Source organism: Kitasatospora sp. NPDC048365 (assembly GCF_043200835.1).
Classification (GTDB): domain Bacteria; phylum Actinomycetota; class Actinomycetes; order Streptomycetales; family Streptomycetaceae; genus Kitasatospora; species Kitasatospora terrestris.
Window position 1 is genome coordinate 127,892 of sequence record NZ_JBICYJ010000023.1, and the last position, 17,334, is coordinate 145,225.

Genomic DNA, 17,334 nt, shown 5'->3' on the forward strand with positions numbered 1-17,334 from the left:
CGCCGCTCCCCGCACCGTCAGGGCCGGTTCAGGCCGCGCCGCGCGAGCAGCGGGCCGACCTCGGGCTCGCGTCCGAGCACCGCCCGCACGCACTCCATCGCCTCCCGGCTGCCGCCGCGCGACAGCAGCTCGGCGCGGAAGCGCTCGCCACTCGCCCGCACGTCCAGCCCGTTGCCGCCGAACCACTCCACGGTGTCCGCGTCCAGCACCTCGGACCAGATGTACGCGTAGTACCCGGCGCTGTAGCCGCCGGAGAACACGTGGTTGAAGTACGCCGTCCGGTAGCGCGGCGGGATCGCCGCCACCGCCAGACCGGCCCCGGCGAGCGCCGCGGCCTCGAACTCCTCGGCGTCGCCGATCTCCTGCCCGGCGGGCACGGTGTGCCACGCCCAGTCGAGCAGCGCCGCCGCCAGGTACTCCACCGTCCGGAAGCCCTGCCCGAAGTTCTCCGCGGCGGCCATCCGCTCCACCAGCTCGGCGGGCAGCGGCTCCCCGGTCAGGTGGTGGCGGGCGTAGTTGGCCAGCACCTCCGGCCGGACCATCCACATCTCGTTGACCTGCGAGGGGAACTCCACGAAGTCGCGCGGCACCTCGGTGCCCGCGAAGCGCGGGTAGGTGACGTCCGAGAACAGCCCGTGCAGGGCGTGCCCGAACTCGTGGAACAGCGTCCGCACCTCGTCCCAGGTGAGCAGCGCGGGCTCCCCGGCGGCCGGCTTGGCGATGTTGAGGTTGTTGACCACCACCGGGCGCTTGTCCAGCAGCCGGGACTGCGAGACGAGTTCGTTCATCCAGGCGCCGCCGCGCTTGGACTCCCGGGCGAAGAAGTCGCCGACGAACAGGCCGAGCGGGCTGCCGTCCGCCTCGAACACCTCGAAGACCCGGGCGTCCGGGTGGTAGGCCACCAGGTCGGGCCGCTCGGTGAAGGTCAGCCCGTAGACCAGGCCCGCCGCGTGGAAGACGCCGTCGTGCAGCACCCGCTCCAGCTCGAAGTACGGGCGCAGCGCCGCCGTGTCCAGGTCGTACTTGGCGGCCCGCACCTTCTCGGCGTAGAACGCCCAGTCGTGGGCGGCCAGTTCGGCGATCCCGTCGGCCGCGGCGGCCGCGGCCAGCTCGGCCGCCTCGCGCTCCGCGTTGGCGACCGCCGGGCCGACCAGGCGCGCCAGCAGTCCGTCCACCGCCGCCGGCGTGCCCGCGGTCTCGTCCGCGACCACGTACGCGGCGTGGGTGTCGTGGCCGAGCAGCGCGGCGCGTTCGGCGCGCAGCGCGGCCATCCGGGCCGCCAGCGGGCCGTTGGTGTCGCGGGCCCGGCCGAGCGAGGCGGCGAGCAGCCGCTCGCGCACCGACCGGTCGGTGAGCCGGGCGAGCTCCGACTGGTTGGAGAAGTTCTTCAGGCTGAGCACGTACCTGCCGGGGTGACCGAGCGCTTCGGCGTTCGCGCCGGCCGCGGCGACCGCGTCGGCGGACAGGCCGTCCAACTCCTCGGCGCTGTCCAGCACCAGGGCGCGGGCCAGGGTGTCGGTGTGCACGTTCTTGCGGAACGCGGCCGAGTCGGCGGCCAGCTGGGCGTTGATCTCGCGCAGCCGCTGCTGCTGGGCCTCGTCCAGCCGGGCGCCGGCCCGGACGAACGCGGTGTGCCGGCGCTCCAGCAGGCGCAGCGACTCGGCGTCCAGGCCCAGCCCGGCGCGGTCGCGGTGCAGTGCGTCGACCCGGGCGAACAGCGCCGGGTCCAGGTCGATCGCGTCGTCGTGCGCGGCCAGCAACGGGCTGATCTCGGCGTCGAGTTCCTGCACGCCGGGGGTGGTGTCGGAGGCGTCCTGGTTCTCGAAGACGACCTTGACCCGGCGCAGCAGCGCGCCGGAGCGCTCGAGCGCCACCACGGTGTTGGCGAAGGTGGGCGGCTCCGGGTCGGCGGCGATGGCCGCGGCCTCGGCGAGCTGCTCGGCCATGCCCCGTTCGAAGGCCGGCCGGTAGTGCTCCTCGCGGATCCCGGCGAACGGCGGTAGCTCGTAGGCCAGGGTGCTGGGCGAGAAGAAGGGATTGTCGCTCATTTCGCCGACCCTACGCGCTGCGCCCGGCCCTGCCTACAGGCCCCCGACGACCACCGGCTGACCGTCGGTCGGCGGTCGGCCGGTCCCGGCCGAGCCGGAGGACCCGCCCCGGCGCGGCGCCGCCGGCCCGTTGTCGGTGCCGCGCGCTAGCGTCGAGGTGTCCGAACTCTGTCCGAACTCCCGTCCGCCCGGAGAGGAGCCGCCGCCGTGCCGCCGCGCTACGCCCTGGTGCCCGACCCGCACGGTCCGGCCGGCCGGCTCCAGCCGCTCGACGAGGCCGGCGCCCCGACCGGCCCGCCCGAGCACGCCCCTCGTCTCGCCGACGCGGTCGCCGCCCGCGAGGCGGCCGAGCAGCCCCGCTGGGTCTGGGCGTCCGCCGACAGTGCGTACGCGCCGCTGCTCCCGTTGCGCCTGGCCCGCTGCCACGACGTCCGGCTGACCGAGGCGCTGCTGCTGGGCCACGAGGGCCGCTGGGGCGCGCCGCGCTCGCTCGGCGCCGCGTGGTCCCGGCTGCGCGGCCTGCCGGTCCCCGACGACCTGCCGGAGGCGGCGAGCGCCGACGAGCAGGCCGGCCTGTTCGCCCCGGACAGGCTGCAGCTCCCGGCCGGCGCCGATCCGCTGGAGGCGCTGGTCGCCGTCCACGCCGACCAGCAGCGCCGGGTGGGGGCGATCGCCGATCCGGCGGCCCGGGCCCGGTTCCGCCTGCTGGTGGCGGCCGAGTCGGCCGGTGCCCTGCTGGCCGCCGAGATGGCGTTCGACGGCCTGCCCTGGCGGACGGACGTGCACGACGCCCTGCTGACCGAGCTGCTCGGCCCCCGCCCGGCCATCCCCGGCACCCAGCCCCGGCTCCTCGCCGAGCTGGGCGTCGAGCTGCAGCGCGCCCTGGGCACCCGCCCGTTCAACCCGGACTCGCACGGCCAGGTGCTGAAGGCGTTCGCCGACCAGGGCGTCCACCTCACCTCGACCCGGAGCTGGGAGCTGCGCGCCGTCGACCACCCCGCGGCCGCCCTGATGATCCGGTACAAGGAGCTGTCCCGCCTGCACGCCGCGCACGGCTGGGCGTGGCAGGCGGCCTGGGCGCGCGGCGGCCGGTTCCGCCCGGAGTACGTGGTGGGCGGTGTGGTGTCGGGCCGGTGGGCGAGTCGCGGCGGCGGGGCGCTGCAGATCCCGCGGATCCTGCGCCGGGCGGTGACGGCCGATCCGGGCTGGCTGCTGGTGGTCGCCGACGCGGCCCAGCTGGAGCCGCGGGTGCTGGCGGCCCTGTCGCAGGACGCGGGCCTGGCCCGGACGGCCGCCGGCGGCGACCTGTACGAGGCGCTCGCCGCGTCCGCCTTCCACGGCGACCGGGACAAGGCGAAGCTCGGCCTGCTCGGCGCGATGTACGGCCAGACCAGCGGCGACATCGGCCCGCTGCTGGCGACGCTGCGCCGCCGGTACCCGGCGGCGATGGGCTTCGTCGAGGCGGCGGCGCGGACGGGCGAGGACGGCGGGGTGGTCCACTCGCGGCTCGGCCGGGCCTGCCCGCCGCCGTCCGCCGACTTCCTGGACCTGACGGAGGCGGCCGACCCCGGGGAGGCGGGCGGCCGTTCGGCGCGGGCCCGCGGCCGGTTCACCCGCAACTTCGTGATCCAGGCCAGCGGCGCGGACTGGGCGCTCGCCCTGCTGGCCGCGCTGCGCCGCCGGCTGGCCGCGATGGAGTCCGGTACCGACCGTCCCCGGCTGGTGTTCTTCCAGCACGACGAGGTGGTGGTGCACACCCCCGCCGACCTGGCGGACGAGGTGGCGACGGCCGTCGCCGCGGCGGGCGAGGAGGCCAGCCGGCTGGTGTTCGGCGACACCCCGGTCCGCTTCCCGCTGACCACCGCGATCGTGGAGTCCTACGCCGACGCCAAGTGAGCCGACGCCGAGTGAGCCGACGCCAAGTGAGCCGACGCCGAGTGACGGGCCCGCCCGGCCCGGTTCAGAACTTCCGGAAGTCCCGCGCCTGCTCGGCCGCCGCCACCACGTCGGCGAGCGCCGCGCCCGCCGAGGCGGCGACCGCGGCCGCCACCGCGCCCTCCACGAACGGCGCGTCCACCAGCACCGCCGGCACCGCCGCCCCGGTCCGCCCCGCCAGCGCCGCCCGGGTGGTCAGCACCGAGCTGCCCAGGTCCGCGAGCACCACCACGCCGGCGCCCCGGTCCGCCTCGGCCAGGGCCCGTTCCACCAGGTCGAAGCTGGTTCCGAGGCCGCCGTCCGCCCGCCCGCCCGCGAGCGCCACCGGCACCGATCCGCCGCCGAGTTCGCCGAGCAGCTCGCCCAGCCCCGCGGCCAGCGCCGCACTGTGCGACACCAGCACCACACCCACCGGATCCGCCATGCGGCCGACCATAACGCGGCCCCGCCCTCCCGGGAGTGCGGCGCCACCTGACGTACCGTCGATCACCGGAGGGACGCACCGAGCGAGAGCGGGACCGCCGTGAAGAAGCTGATCAACTCGCCGGAGACCGTCCTGCCGGACGCGCTCGCCGGATTCGCCGCCGCCCACCCCGAGCTGACCGTCGACCTCGGGGCCCGGGTGGTCCGCCGCACCGCCGCACCGTCCGCGCCCAAGACCGCCCTGGTCTCCGGCGGCGGCTCCGGCCACGAGCCGCTGCACGCCGGGTTCGTCGGCCCGGGGATGCTGGACGCCGCCTGCCCCGGCGAGGTGTTCACCTCCCCGGTCCCCGACCAGATCCTCACCGCCGCGAAGGCCGTGCACAGCGGCGCCGGGGTGCTGTTCGTGGTGAAGAACTACACCGGTGACGTGATGAACTTCCGGCTCGCCGCCGAACTCGCCGCCGAAGCGGGCATCGAGGTGCGCAGCGTCCTGGTCGACGACGACGTCGCCGTCGAGGACTCCACCTGGACCGCCGGGCGGCGCGGCACCGGCGCGACCGTCGCGGTCGAGAAGCTCGCCGGCGCCCTCGCCGAACGCGGCGCTCCGCTGGACGCGGTCGCGGCGCTCGCCGGACGGGTCGACGCCGCCTCCCGCTCCTTCGCCGTCGCGCTCACCGCCGCCACCACCCCCGCCGCCGGACGCCCCGGCTTCGACCTCCCCGAGGACGAGATCGAGGTCGGCGTCGGCATCCACGGCGAGCCCGGCCGCCGCCGCGCCCCGCTGCGCCCGGCCCGCGAGCTGGTCGCGGAGGTGGTGGACACCGTCCTCGCCGACCACCACCTGACCTCCGGCGACCAGGTGATCGCCCTGGTCAACGGTCTCGGCGCCACGCCCCTGCTGGAGCTGTACCTGGTCTTCGGCGAGGTCCACGCCCGGCTCGCCGAACGCGGCATCCGGATCGCCCGCAACCTGGTCGGCAACTACGTCACCAGCCTCGACATGGCCGGCTTCTCGCTGACCCTCACCAAGGCCGACCCCGAGCTGCTCGACCTGTGGGACGCCCCCGTCTCCACCCCCGCCCTCACCTGGTCCTGAAGGAGCCCGCCGCGATGGACGCCGACCCCGGGGCCGACCCGGCAGCCACCCCGGAAACCGTCCTGGACGCCGCCCTCGCCACCGCCTGGCTGCGCGCCGCCGCCGAGGCCGTCGAGGCGCACCGCGAGGAGCTCACCGCCCTGGACACCGCGATCGGCGACGGCGACCACGGCGCCAACCTGAGCCGCGGCTTCACCGCCGTCACCGCCGCCCTCGGCCCAGCCGCCGCACCCGGCGTCGCCCCCGACAGCTTCCCGGGCACGGTCCTGAAGGCCGCCGGCACCACCCTGCTCTCCACGGTCGGCGGCGCCTCCGGTCCGCTGTACGGCAGTGCCCTCCGCGCGATCGGCGCCGCCCTGCCGGGCCCGGTGGCCGGCGCCGGGCAGGTGGCCGACGCGCTCGCCGCCGGGCTGGCCGCCGTGCAGGCGCTCGGCGGTGCCGTGCCCGGGGACAAGACGATCGTCGACGCCTACGCGCCCGCCGTGGACGCCTTCCGCGCGGCCGTCGGGCGGGGCCTGCCGGCTGCCTGCCGGGCCGCCGCCGAGGCCGCCGAGCGGGGCGCCGCCGACACCGCCCCGCTGCAGGCGCGCAAGGGCCGCGCCTCCTACCTCGGCCCCCGCAGCGTCGGCCACCGGGATCCGGGCGCGACCTCCACCGCCCTGCTCCTGCGGGCCCTGGCGGACTGCGCGGCGGTCAGTGGTCGGTCCGGGTGATCAGCAGCAGCAGCGCGTCGTCCCCCAGCTCTCCGCCGGTGTGGACCAGCAGGTCCGCGTAGATCCGCCCGACCGCGCTCTCCAGCTCCGCCAGCGACCGCGCCGCGCCCCGGACCAGCGGGCCGACCCGTTCGGCCAGCGGGTAGAACTCACCGCTGCGGTGGTGCCGGGCCTCGACCACGCCGTCCGTGCACAGCACCAGCACGTCGTCCGTCCCGAACGGCACCGGGATCGCGGTCGGCTCCCCCGCCGCGAGCTGCCCGAGCCCGATCGGGACCCACGGCTCCGGCGCCTCCAGCACCTCGGCCGCGCCGTCCCGCCCCACCTTGATCGGCGGCACGTGCCCGAAGTGCAGCAACTCGACCACGCCCGGCCGGTCGAACCCGGCGAACAGCGCCGTGGTGAACTCGCCGTCCGGCACGTGCCGCTCGACGCTCGCCTCGATCCGGCCGGCGACCGAGGTGAGCTTCTCCTCGTCGTACGCGGCCTCGCGGAACGCGCCGAGCACCACCGCCGCAGTCTGCACCGCGCCCAGCCCCTTGCCCCGGACGTCGCCGACCAGCACCCGCACCCCGTGCGGGGTGTCGAGCACCGAGTACAGGTCCCCGCCGATCCGCGCCGCGTCGGCCGCCGAGACGTACCGGACGGCTAGGCGCAGCGGCCCGACCGTCGGCGGCGGCTGGCGCAGCAGCGCCCGCTGGGCGGCCTCCGCGACCGAGCTGACGGCGGCGAAGGCCGCCGCTCTTCGCATCCGGACCTCGGCCACCCAGGCGCTGAAGACGGTCAGCAGCACGTAGCTGACCATCGCGCCGAACAGGAAGCGGCCGTCGTTGAGGCTGGTCACCTGGTCGTAGTTGCTCAGGCCGAGCAGGGCCAGGAACCCGAGGGAGCTGACCGCGAGGAGTTCCAGCGGTTTCAGGGTCAGGCCCGCGATCGAGGGGACCACCACCATCAGCGGGGCGAGGTACCGGTCCTGGCCGGAGAAGAAGTCCGCCAAGGAGACGATCAGCACCGCCAACAGGGCGGGCGCGGCCCGGCGCAGGAAGGAGAGGTCCTGCAGGTCGGTGGCGAGCAGCGTGCTCCTGCGCCGGGCGGCCGGGAGGGCACCCGCCCGGGGGGCCGTCGTCCGTCCGCGGCGATTCAGGGGCACCTTCCGAACATATCGGACATACCACCGCCCCGCGCCGCGCCGGACCCTCGGGCCAATTCAGTCCGACTTGACCCTTTTGTCATATCGTGCGACCACCACGTGCGCAGCGACGGAAGGGCCTCCCCCACCGATGTCCGGATTCGGCAGCACCCCACCACCGCCCGGCCGGCCGCCCGCCGACTGGTCCGCCCCGGCCACCCCCGCCGCGACCGGCACCGGCCGTGGGCACTGGCTGAAGATCTTCCTGGTCGGCCTGGCCCTGTGGGTGGCCACCGTCGCGGTCACCTTCCTCACCGGCAACAGCAACCTGGTGCCGACCGTCGTGCTGCTCGGCAGCTTCCTGGTGCCGGCCACCTTCACGGTCTGGGCGTACGAGCGCTACGCGGCCGACGTCGGCCCGGAGCGGATCTTCGCCTGCTTCGGCGTCGGCGGGATCATCGGCGTGCTCGGCGCCTCGGTGCTGGAGACGTACCTGCTCTCCCCCTCGCTGTGGATGTACCTCGGCGTCGGCCTGATCGAGGAGGCCGTCAAGCTGGCCGCGCTGATCCTGGTGGCCCGGCGGATCCCGGTCAGCGGGCTGCGCTACGGCCTGGTGCTGGGCGCCACCGTCGGCGCCGGCTTCGCCGCCTTCGAGAGCGCCGGCTACGCGTTCAACGCGGTGATCTCGATCAAGGGCCTGTCACTGAAGGACCTGGTGGAGACCGAGATCCTGCGCGGGGTCCTGGCCCCGGTCGGCCACATCCTGTGGACCGGCATCCTGGGCGGCGTACTGTTCCGCGAGCGCCGCGGCACCCGCTTCCGCTTCACCGCGCCGGTGGTCCTCACCTACCTGGGCGTCTCGCTGCTGCACGCACTGTGGGACAGCATGAGCGGCATCGCGGTCTGGCTGGTCGCCCGGACCACGGCGAGCGACTTCCAGCGGCAGCTCTTCACGCTCGGCTACATGCCCGACCCGACCAAGCAGCAGGTGCACCTCTACACCCTGTACGACACGCTGGGCCTGGCCCTCGTCTCGCTCGGCGGCCTGCTCTGGCTGCGGACGCTGGTCCGCCGCGACCGGGCCGCCGGCGCCGCCACCGGCTGACGCCGCCGCGCGTCCGGGTCACGGACACACCCCGACGGAGCACCGAATCGGGCGAATCCTCCCGCTCCGGCTACTGTCTGCTCGCGGCCGGCCGCCATGCTGCGGTCCGGAGCACCGCTCCGCACCCGCCCCACCCACCGACGGGAATACCCTAGGGGGGTATGGTGTTGGAAGAAGCACAGAGCCCCCGGGAGGTCACCATGTCGAGCACCGTCACCTACACCGTCAGCGGGATGAGCTGCGGCCACTGCGAGAAGTCGATCAGCGAGGAGGTCTCCGGCCTGGCCGGCGTGACCGCCGTGGCCGCCGACGCCAAGGCCGGCACCGTCACCGTCTCCTCCGACGCCCCGCTCGCCGAGGACGAGGTGCGCGCCGCGATCGACGAGGCCGGCTACGAGCTGACCGGCCGCGCCGCCTGACCCCGCGGGGGCGGTCCCCGATCCCGCCCCCGCCCCGCCGCCCGGCCGCGCACCATGGAGAGCAGCACCGTGAGGAGCAGCGCATGAGCACCACCACGCCCGGCACGACCGCCGAGCCGTTCCGCGACAGCGTCGAGCTGTCCATCGGCGGCATGACCTGTGCCTCCTGCGCCGCGCGGATCGAGAAGAAGCTCAACCGGATGGACGGCGTCGAGGCGACGGTCAACTTCGCCACCGAGAAGGCGAAGGTCTCCTTCGCCACCGAGGTGAGCGTCGAGGACCTGATCGCCACCGTCGAGCGGACCGGCTACACCGCCGAACTCCCCCCGCCGCCCGTCCCGGCCGCCGAGCCGGAGCAGCCGCCCACCGCCGAGCCCGACCCCCTGCGCGAGCGGCTGCTGGTCTCGGCCGCCCTCTCGCTGCCCGTCGTGCTGCTCTCCATGGTCCCGGCCCTGCAGTTCGACAACTGGCAGTGGCTGGCCTTCGCACTGACCGGCCCGGTCGTGGTCTACGGCGGGTGGCCGTTCCACCGGGCCGCCTGGACCAACCTGCGGCACGGCGCCGCGACGATGGACACCCTGGTCTCACTCGGCACCCTGGCCGCCTTCGGCTGGTCGGTGTGGGCGCTGTTCTGGGGCGACGCCGGAATGCCCGGGATGCGGCACGGTTTCACGCTCGCCGTCGGCGGCGGCGACGCCGCCTCCACGCTCTACCTGGAGACCGCCGCGGCGGTCACCACGCTGATCCTGCTCGGCCGCTGGCTGGAGGCCCGTTCCAAGCGCCGCGCGGGCGCCGCGCTGCACGCGCTGCTCGACCTCGGTGCCAAGGACGTCGCGGTGCTGCAGGGCGGGCGCGAGGTCCGCGTCCCGGTCGCGCAGCTGGCGGTCGGCTCGCGCTTCGTGGTCCGGCCCGGCGAGAAGATCGCCACCGACGGGACGGTGGTCGAGGGCACCTCCGCGGTGGACGCCTCGATGCTCACCGGCGAGTCCGTCCCGGTCGAGGTCGGGCCCGGCGACACCGTCACCGGCGCCACCGTCAACGCCGGCGGCCGCCTGGTCGTCGAGGCCACCCGGGTCGGCGCCGACACCCAGCTCGCCCGGATGGCCAGGCTCGTCGAGGACGCGCAGAACGGCAAGGCCGCCGCCCAGCGCCTCGCCGACCGGATCTCCGCCGTCTTCGTCCCCGTGGTGATCCTGATCGCCCTCGGCACCCTGGTCACCTGGCTGCTGGTCTCGGACAGCCCCACCGAGGCGTTCACCGCCGCCGTGGCGGTGCTGATCATCGCCTGCCCGTGCGCCCTCGGCCTGGCCACCCCGACCGCCCTCATGGTCGGCACCGGCCGCGGCGCCCAGCTCGGCATCCTGATCAAGGGCCCGGAGGTCCTGGAGAACACCCGCCGGGTCGACACCGTCGTCCTGGACAAGACCGGCACCGTCACCACCGGCCGGATGACCCTGCTCGCCGTCCACACCGCCGAGGGCACCGACGAGACCGAGGCGCTGCGGCTGGCCGGCGCCCTGGAGCACGCCTCCGAGCACCCCATCGCCCAAGCCGTCGCCACCGCCGCCGCCGAGAAGCTCGGCACCCTGCCCGCCGTCGACGGCTTCGAGAACGTCCCGGGCCTGGGCGTCCAGGGCGTCGTCGACGGACACGCCGTCCTCGCCGGCCGCGAGGCCCTGCTCGCCGACTGGGCCCAGCACCTGCCACCCGAGCTGGCCGCGGCGAAGACCGCGGCCGAACGCGCCGGCCGCACCGCCGTCGCGGTCGGCTGGGACGGCCGGGCCCGCGCCGTCCTGGAGGTCGCCGACGCGGTCAAGCCCACCAGCGCCGAGGCCGTCGCCCGGCTGCGCGAGCTCGGCCTGACCCCGGTCCTGCTGACCGGCGACAACCGCCTCGTCGCCGAGGCCGTCGCCGCCGAGGTCGGCATCGCCCCCGAGCAGGTGATCGCCGAGGTCCTGCCCCAGGACAAGGTCGCCGCCGTCCGGCGCCTCCAGGGCGAGGGCCGGGTCGTCGCCATGGTCGGCGACGGGGTCAACGACGCCGCCGCCCTCGCCCAGGCCGACCTCGGCCTCGCCATGGGCACCGGCACCGACGCCGCGATCGAGGCCGCCGACCTCACCCTGGTCCGCGGCGACCTGCTCGCCGCCGCGGACGCGATCCGCCTCGCCCGCCGCACCCTGGCCACCATCAAGGGCAACCTGTTCTGGGCCTTCGCCTACAACGTGGCGGCGATCCCGCTCGCCGCGGCGGGGCTGCTCAACCCGGTGGTGGCGGGCGCCGCGATGGCCTTCTCCTCGGTCTTCGTGGTGACCAACAGCCTGCGGCTGCGCAAGTTCCGGGCGGCGGCGGCCTGAGCGGTCAGCGCCCGAGCAGCTCGCCGCCGTTGCAGTGCAGGATCTCGCCGGTGACGAACCCGGCCTCCGGCGAGGCCAGGAAGTACACGGCAGCGGCGACCTCACCGGACTCGCCGATCCGCCCGACCAGCGTCCGGGCGGCCCGGCGGGCCACCTCCGCGTCGTCCAGCCGGGGGCCGAAGAACTCCGTCCCCGACACCGTGCCCGGCGCCACGATGTTCGCGGTGATGCCGGACGGGCCGAGCTGGGCGGCCAGGAAGTGGTTCCAGGCGTGCAGCGAGGCCTTGGCCGCGCCGTAGGAGCCGGCGCCGCGCAGCGCGGCGATCGAGGAGACGGTGACCACCCGACCGGAGCCCGGGGTGAGCCGGTCCCGGATCGACTCGGTGAGCAGCACCGCGGTCAGCACGTTGCGCTCGAAGTCGCCGCGCCAGCGGGCCAGCGCCGCGTGCGGGCCCGCCCCGATCACGGTCTCCCGGCTGCCCGCGTTGTTGACCAGGACGTCGATCTCGCCGGGCAGCTCGGCCAGCGCCGCCTCGACGGCGTCCGGGTCGGCGAGGTCGCAGACCAGCGGGGTGACTTGGGGTCCGAGTTCGGCGGCGGCGCTCTCCAGCACGGCCCGACGGCGGCCGACGATCACGACCCGCTCGCCGGCCCGGGTGAACCGGCGGGCCACCTCCAAGCCGATGCCGGTGCCACCACCGGTGACGACGACGTTCCTGGCCATCTGCGCACTCCCTCCCTGACCCGTTCACCGCTCCGGGACGAACGCCGGGCGGTCCGTACCGGATTGGGACGATTCCTATCACGCTGGGTTGCGATGACAGTGGGGAGGGTGACGCAGCGCGTCCGGCGGCACATGTGATATGGACCGCCCCCGCGCGACCCTCCCGGAAGGCCGCCCGAGCGGTACGCGGCCGCACACGGAGCGTGGAGAGAGGCAACTCACACCCCCCAGCCGTAACTTTGCGCCCCCCATTACGTCTTACCTTTTGTAGAGCGGGGCTCCGGCGGGCCCCGGACGGCTGCCGATCCCTCGGCGGCCATCGCGCACGGCGCCGGGGCGGACCCGGATCAGGAACGCTTTGAGCGGCCGTTTCTGCCTCGGACACCCGCCCCGGGCGTCGTGCGCCGCACTCTGCACAGCACGCCGAAGGGCCCGGCCACTCCCCGTAGGGAGCGACCGGGCCCTTCGTGCGCACCGGGGTGCGCGGGTGTCAGCGGGCGCCGAGCTCGACGTAGTCGCGGATCTCGACCCCGGTGTAGATCTGCCGCGGACGGCCGATCCGGCTGGTCGGGTCGTTGATCATCTCGTGCCAGTGGGCGATCCAGCCGGGCAGCCGGCCGAGCGCGAACAGCACGGTGAACATGCTGGTCGGGAAGCCCATGGCGCGGTAGATCAGGCCGGTGTAGAAGTCCACGTTCGGGTAGAGCTTGCGCGAGACGAAGAAGTCGTCCTTCAGCGCGTGCTCCTCCAGCTTGAGCGCGATGTCCAGCAGCTCGTCGGACTTGCCGAGCTGGCCGAGCACCTCGTGCGCCAGCAGCTTCACCTGCGCGGCGCGCGGGTCGAAGGCCTTGTACACGCGGTGGCCGAAGCCCATCAGCTTGACGCCGTCCTCGCGGTTCTTCACCTTGCGGATGAACGCGTCGACGTCGCCGCCGTCCTTCTGGATCTGCTCCAGCATCTCCAGCACCGCCTGGTTGGCGCCGCCGTGCAGCGGGCCCCAGAGCGCCGAGATGCCGGCCGAGATCGAGGCGAACAGGTTGGCGTGGCTGGAACCGACCAGGCGCACGGTCGAGGTCGAGCAGTTCTGCTCGTGGTCCGCGTGCAGGATCAGCAGCTTGTCCAGCGCGTTCACGACGACCGGGTTGATCTCGAAGTCCTCGGCGGGGACCGCGAAGGTCATCCGGAGGAAGTTCTCGACGTAGCTCAGGTCGTTGCGCGGGTAGACGAAGGGCTGGCCCATCGCCTTCTTGTACGCGTACGCGGCGATGGTGGGGAGCTTCGCCAGCAGGCGGACCGTCGACAGGTGGCGCTGGGCCGCGTCGAACGGGTTGTGGCTCTCCGGGTAGAACGTCGCCAGGCCGCCGACCACCGAGGACAGCATCGCCATCGGGTGGGCGTCCCGCGGGAAGCCCTGGTAGAAGCGCTTGACGTCCTCGTGCAGCAGGGTGTGGTTGGTGATCTCGGCGTTGAAGGCCGAGAGCTGGTCGGCGGTCGGAAGCTCGCCGTTGATCAGCAGGTAGGCGGTCTCGATGAAGTCGCCCTTGGCTGCCAGCTGCTCGATCGGGTAGCCGCGGTAGCGCAGGATGCCATTGTCACCGTCCACGAAGGTGATCGCGGACTTGTACGCGGCGGTGTTGCCGAAGCCGTTGTCCAGGGTGACCAGGCCGGTCTGCGGGAGCAGCTTCGAGATGTCGAAGCCGGCGTTGCCCGCAGTGCTCTCGACGACGGGGTACTCGTACTCGCCGTCCTGGTACCGCAGTACTACCGATTTGTCGCTCACGTCTTCCTCACCGACGAAATGAATGCTCATCCGAGTGCCCTGACTGTTCCTACGATCCCCCATCCGAGGGACAGTCGCGCACCCGGGTGGGCCGAGTGGGCCCGGTCCCGACAAGAACCAGGGTGTCCAAAAGCCACGGCCGCTGCCGGTGGGATCCGGACAAGATCGGCACCTGACCAGGTTCCGCCCTAAATCTCTTCACGTCAAGACAACCTCTGAACGTACACCACCCCTGGACGATCATCCACTTGCCAACCTGTGGTCCAACGCGGAGTGCCTGCGACCTGCGCTGACGGCCCGTACGGCCTGCGCGATCGCCCGCCGCGAACCCACCAGGACCACCAGCTTCCTGGCCCTCGTCACCGCCGTGTAGAGCAGGTTCCGCTGCAACATCGTCCACGCCGACGTAGTGACCGGAATCACCACCGCCGGATACTCGCTGCCCTGCGAACGATGGATCGTCACCGCGTACGCGTGCGCCAACTCGTCCAACTCGTCGAAGTCGTACGGCACCTCCTCGTCCTCGTCGGTCAGCACCGTCAGCCGCTGGTCGTCGACACTCAGTGACGTCACCACACCCACGGTGCCGTTGAAGACCCCGCTCTGCCCCTTCTCGTAGTTGTTCCGGACCTGCGTCACCTTGTCGCCCACCCGGAACGTCCGCCCACCGAACCGACGCTCCGCCAGACCGTCCCTCGCCGGAGTGACCGCCGCCTGGAGCAGCGTGTTCAACGCCCCCGCACCCGCCGGCCCCCGGTGCATCGGCGCCAGCACCTGCACGTCCCGCCGCGGATCCAGACCGAACCGCTGCGGGATCCGCCGCGCCACCACGTCCACCGTCAGACCCGCCGCCCGCTCCGCGTCCTCCTCCGCGAACAGGAAGAAGTCCGGCAGACCCTCCGTCACCGGCGGCAGACCCTCGTTGATCCGGTGCGCGTTCACCACCACCCCGGACTGCTGCGCCTGCCGGAAGATCTGCGTCAGCCGCACCGACGGCACCGGACTCCCCGGCGCCAGCAGGTCCCGCAGCACCTCGCCCGCCCCCACCGACGGCAGCTGGTCCACGTCCCCCACGAACAACAGGTGCGCCCCCGGCGCCACCGCCTTCACCAGCTTGTTCGCCAGAATCAGGTCCAGCATCGACGCCTCGTCCACCACCACCAGATCCGCGTCCAACGGCCGGTCCCGGTCGAACGCCGCGTCCCCGCCCGGCTTCAACTCCAGCAACCGGTGCACCGTGGACGCCTGCACCCCCGTCAGCTCCGACAGGCGCTTCGCCGCCCGGCCCGTCGGAGCCGCCAGCACCACCTTCGCCCGCTTCGCCAACGCCAACGTCACGATCGACTTCACCGTGAACGACTTGCCGCACCCCGGCCCGCCCGTCAGCACCGCCACCTTCTCGGTCAGCGCCAGCCGCACCGACTCCCGCTGCTCCGCCGCCAGCTCCGTCCCCGTCCGCCGCGCCAGCCAGCCCAGCGCCGCGTCCCAGTCCACCCCCGCGAACGCCGGCATCCGGTCCGCGTCCGCCCGCAGCAGCCGCAGCACCTGGTTCGACAGCGAGATCTCCGCCCGGTGGAACGGCACCAGGTACACCGCGCTCACCGGCTCCCCGCCCTCACCCGGCACCCGCTCGCGCACCACCCCCTCCGCCGCCACCAGCTCCGCCAGGCAGTCGATCACCAACCCCACGTCCACCTGCAGCAGCTTCACCCCGTCCGCGATCAGCCGCTCCTCCGGCAGGAAGCAGTGCCCCTGATCACTGCTCTGCGACAGCGCGTACTGCAACCCCGCCTTCACCCGCTCCGGAGAGTCGTGCGGGATCCCCACCGCCTGCGCGATCCGGTCCGCCGTCAGGAAACCGATGCCCCACACGTCCGACGCCAACTGGTACGGCCGCTCCTTCACCACCCCGATGGAGCCGTCCCCGTACTTCTTGAAGATCCGCACCGCCAGCGACGTCGACACCCCGACCGTCTGCAGGAAGACCATCACCTCCTTGATGGCCTTCTGCTCCTCCCACGCCGCCGCGATCTTCTTCGTCCGCTTCGGCCCCAGCCCCGGCACCTCGATCAGCCGGCCCGGCTCGTTCTCGATCACGTCGAGCGTGTCGACCCCGAACCGCTCCACGATCCGCTCCGCGAACCGCGGACCGATCCCCTTGATCAGCCCCGACCCCAGGTACCGCTGGATCCCCTGCACCGTCGCCGGCAGCACCGTCGTGTAGTTCTCCACCGTGAACTGCCGCCCGTACTGGGGATGCGACCCCCAGCGGCCGAACAGCCGCAGCGACTCCCCCGGCTGCGCCCCCAGCAGCGCCCCGACCACCGTCAGCAGATCGTTCGCCCCGCGCCCCGTGTCCACCCTGGCGACCGTGTAACCGGTCTCCTCGTTGGCGTACGTGATCCGCTCCAGCACACCCTCCACCTGGGCGAGCTGACGCGGCACCGCCTGCTTGGCCGAGTCGGCCTGCTGCTCCGCACGCACGGGGCCCCCTCTCGATACCGGTGACCGTCCGCACGCACCGTACCTCCTGGCACCGACATCCCACCGAGTATGGTCGCGATCATGACCGACACGAGCGACCTGCTGATCCGGCCCGCCACCGCGGACGATCTCCCCGCCATCGTCGCGATGCTCGCCGACGACCCCCTCGGCGCCACCCGCGAATCCCCCGACGACCTCACCCCCTACCGGGCCGCCTACGCCACCATCGCCGCCGACCCGCACCAGCACCTGGTCGTCGCCGAACGCGCCGGCCGCGTCGTCGGCACCCTCCAACTCACCCTCGTCCCCGGCCTCTCCCGCCGCGGCGCCACCCGCACCGTCATCGAGGCCGTCCGCATCCACGCCGACGAACGCGGCGCCGGCCTCGGCACCGACCTCATCGAATGGGCCGTCACCACGTCCCGCGGCCTCGACGCCACCCTGGTCCAGCTCACCTCCGACGCCAGCCGGACCGACGCCCACCGCTTCTACGAGCGCCTCGGCTTCACCGCCTCCCACCTGGGCTTCAAACTCGCCCTCTGAGCCGCTCCCCGGGCCGCCGGGCCACCCCTCCGCCGACTGTCAGTACCGGCTGATAGACCAACCGACCATGGCGACGTTCATGGTGTTCATCGACGGCGACCCGGCCCGCGGGCCGGTCACCCGGGCAGCACTCGCGCCCACCGTCCACGCCCACTGGCCGGACGCCGAGCCCTCCCCCGGCCGCGGCTGGCTGCTCCCCACCCCCGACGGCCCCGGCGAGGTCCACCTCCCCGAGGACGGCACCGGCCTGTACCTCGACGTCCCGTGGCACGACGCCGTGCGGCTGGCCATCGCCTTCCGCCGGCTCGTCCCCGCCGGGCTCGGCGTGGTGTTCTGCGACGAGGGCTACACCTTCGCCGCCAGGCTCCCGTCCGACGCCACCGACGCCGAACTGACCGAGCTGATGACCGCGGCCTGAATTCCACCTGGATTCCACCCGAGGGTGAACGCAAGAAAGCCCCTCCCGGAACCCGGGAGGGGCTTTCTCTGAATGATTGTTCGGCGGCGTCCTACTCTCCCACAGGGTCCCCCCTGCAGTACCATCGGCGCTGTGAGGCTTAGCTTCCGGGTTCGGAATGTAA

14 protein-coding genes and 1 rRNA gene are annotated in these 17,334 nt (G+C 73.7%); 8 read left to right on the plus strand and 7 right to left on the minus strand.

Annotated elements, in window-relative coordinates:
* Nucleotides 1–17 precede the first annotated feature (17 nt).
* On the minus strand, nt 18–2,048 hold the full coding sequence (locus ACGFX4_RS23525) for a M3 family metallopeptidase (protein ID WP_393077691.1): 2,031 nt from the start codon (nt 2,046–2,048) through the stop codon (nt 18–20).
* A gap of 207 nt (nt 2,049–2,255) precedes the next feature.
* Between ACGFX4_RS23525 and ACGFX4_RS23530 the strand changes: the two genes are divergently transcribed.
* On the plus strand, nt 2,256–3,944 hold the full coding sequence (locus ACGFX4_RS23530; RefSeq protein ID WP_393077694.1) for a bifunctional 3'-5' exonuclease/DNA polymerase: 1,689 nt from the start codon (nt 2,256–2,258) through the stop codon (nt 3,942–3,944).
* Between the two features lie 64 nt (nt 3,945–4,008).
* Here the strand turns inward: ACGFX4_RS23530 and dhaM are convergent, their stop codons facing one another.
* The gene (dhaM, locus tag ACGFX4_RS23535; RefSeq protein ID WP_393077697.1) at nt 4,009–4,407 is read right to left on the minus strand and encodes a dihydroxyacetone kinase phosphoryl donor subunit DhaM; all 399 of its coding nucleotides are present in this window, start codon (nt 4,405–4,407) and stop codon (nt 4,009–4,011) included.
* A gap of 99 nt (nt 4,408–4,506) precedes the next feature.
* Between dhaM and dhaK the strand changes: the two genes are divergently transcribed.
* Together dhaK and dhaL are read left to right on the plus strand one after the other, a co-directional pair.
* On the plus strand, nt 4,507–5,502 hold the full coding sequence (dhaK, locus tag ACGFX4_RS23540; RefSeq protein ID WP_393077699.1) for a dihydroxyacetone kinase subunit DhaK: 996 nt from the start codon (nt 4,507–4,509) through the stop codon (nt 5,500–5,502).
* A gap of 14 nt (nt 5,503–5,516) precedes the next feature.
* Nucleotides 5,517–6,215, plus strand: coding sequence for a dihydroxyacetone kinase subunit DhaL (gene dhaL / locus ACGFX4_RS23545; protein ID WP_393077702.1), 699 nt, complete (start codon nt 5,517–5,519; stop codon nt 6,213–6,215).
* Here the strand turns inward: dhaL and ACGFX4_RS23550 are convergent.
* Nucleotides 6,196–7,365 (minus strand): PP2C family protein-serine/threonine phosphatase, encoded by a 1,170-nt coding sequence (locus ACGFX4_RS23550; protein WP_393077705.1) that lies wholly within the window; start codon nt 7,363–7,365, stop codon nt 6,196–6,198. The two genes, dhaL and ACGFX4_RS23550, sit on opposite strands and share 20 nt — an antisense overlap.
* 130 nt (nt 7,366–7,495) lie before the next feature.
* On the opposite strand from ACGFX4_RS23550, the gene ACGFX4_RS23555 reads away from it, so the two are divergent.
* The 3 genes from ACGFX4_RS23555 to ACGFX4_RS23565 all read left to right on the plus strand — a co-directional run bounded on the left by ACGFX4_RS23555 (nt 7,496) and on the right by ACGFX4_RS23565 (nt 11,222).
* A complete protein-coding gene (locus tag ACGFX4_RS23555) occupies nt 7,496–8,449 on the plus strand; it encodes a PrsW family intramembrane metalloprotease (protein WP_393077708.1) in 954 nt (317 codons plus the stop codon).
* A gap of 161 nt (nt 8,450–8,610) precedes the next feature.
* A complete protein-coding gene (locus tag ACGFX4_RS23560; RefSeq protein WP_393077710.1) occupies nt 8,611–8,868 on the plus strand; it encodes a heavy-metal-associated domain-containing protein in 258 nt (85 codons plus the stop codon).
* Nucleotides 8,869–8,951: 83 nt separating this feature from the next.
* The gene (locus ACGFX4_RS23565; RefSeq protein WP_393077713.1) at nt 8,952–11,222 is read left to right on the plus strand and encodes a heavy metal translocating P-type ATPase; all 2,271 of its coding nucleotides are present in this window, start codon (nt 8,952–8,954) and stop codon (nt 11,220–11,222) included.
* A 4-nt stretch (nt 11,223–11,226) separates the two neighbouring features.
* Here the strand turns inward: ACGFX4_RS23565 and ACGFX4_RS23570 are convergent, their stop codons facing one another.
* The 3 genes from ACGFX4_RS23570 to ACGFX4_RS23580 all read right to left on the minus strand — a co-directional run bounded on the left by ACGFX4_RS23570 (nt 11,227) and on the right by ACGFX4_RS23580 (nt 16,210).
* Nucleotides 11,227–11,946: an SDR family NAD(P)-dependent oxidoreductase gene (locus ACGFX4_RS23570; RefSeq protein ID WP_393077715.1), complete on the minus strand. Its 720-nt coding sequence runs from the start codon at nt 11,944–11,946 to the stop codon at nt 11,227–11,229.
* Nucleotides 11,947–12,436: 490 nt separating this feature from the next.
* On the minus strand, nt 12,437–13,726 hold the full coding sequence (locus ACGFX4_RS23575) for a citrate synthase (RefSeq protein ID WP_345699313.1): 1,290 nt from the start codon (nt 13,724–13,726) through the stop codon (nt 12,437–12,439).
* 240 nt (nt 13,727–13,966) lie between these two features.
* A complete protein-coding gene (locus ACGFX4_RS23580) occupies nt 13,967–16,210 on the minus strand; it encodes an ATP-dependent RecD-like DNA helicase (RefSeq protein ID WP_393077718.1) in 2,244 nt (747 codons plus the stop codon).
* A gap of 81 nt (nt 16,211–16,291) precedes the next feature.
* On the opposite strand from ACGFX4_RS23580, the gene ACGFX4_RS23585 reads away from it, so the two are divergent.
* Together ACGFX4_RS23585 and ACGFX4_RS23590 are read left to right on the plus strand one after the other, a co-directional pair.
* On the plus strand, nt 16,292–16,753 hold the full coding sequence (locus ACGFX4_RS23585) for a GNAT family N-acetyltransferase (protein ID WP_393077721.1): 462 nt from the start codon (nt 16,292–16,294) through the stop codon (nt 16,751–16,753).
* 67 nt (nt 16,754–16,820) lie between these two features.
* Entirely contained in the window at nt 16,821–17,171 is a 351-nt protein-coding gene (locus ACGFX4_RS23590; protein WP_393077723.1) for a hypothetical protein, read from the plus strand.
* A gap of 78 nt (nt 17,172–17,249) precedes the next feature.
* Here ACGFX4_RS23590 and rrf read toward each other — a convergent pair.
* Nucleotides 17,250–17,334, minus strand: a 5S ribosomal RNA gene (gene rrf / locus ACGFX4_RS23595); the annotation flags it as partial.

Coding starts and splice junctions, on each gene's coding strand:
- ACGFX4_RS23525 (WP_393077691.1), bottom strand. CDS start 2,048: ATGAGCGACAATCCCTTCTTCTCGCCCAGCACCCTGGCCTACGAGCTA.
- dhaM (WP_393077697.1), bottom strand. CDS start 4,407: ATGGCGGATCCGGTGGGTGTGGTGCTGGTGTCGCACAGTGCGGCGCTG.
- dhaL (WP_393077702.1), top strand. CDS start 5,517: ATGGACGCCGACCCCGGGGCCGACCCGGCAGCCACCCCGGAAACCGTC.
- ACGFX4_RS23555 (WP_393077708.1), top strand. CDS start 7,496: ATGTCCGGATTCGGCAGCACCCCACCACCGCCCGGCCGGCCGCCCGCC.
- ACGFX4_RS23560 (WP_393077710.1), top strand. CDS start 8,611: ATGGTGTTGGAAGAAGCACAGAGCCCCCGGGAGGTCACCATGTCGAGC.
- ACGFX4_RS23565 (WP_393077713.1), top strand. CDS start 8,952: ATGAGCACCACCACGCCCGGCACGACCGCCGAGCCGTTCCGCGACAGC.
- ACGFX4_RS23570 (WP_393077715.1), bottom strand. CDS start 11,946: ATGGCCAGGAACGTCGTCGTCACCGGTGGTGGCACCGGCATCGGCTTG.
- ACGFX4_RS23585 (WP_393077721.1), top strand. CDS start 16,292: ATGACCGACACGAGCGACCTGCTGATCCGGCCCGCCACCGCGGACGAT.
- ACGFX4_RS23590 (WP_393077723.1), top strand. CDS start 16,821: ATGGCGACGTTCATGGTGTTCATCGACGGCGACCCGGCCCGCGGGCCG.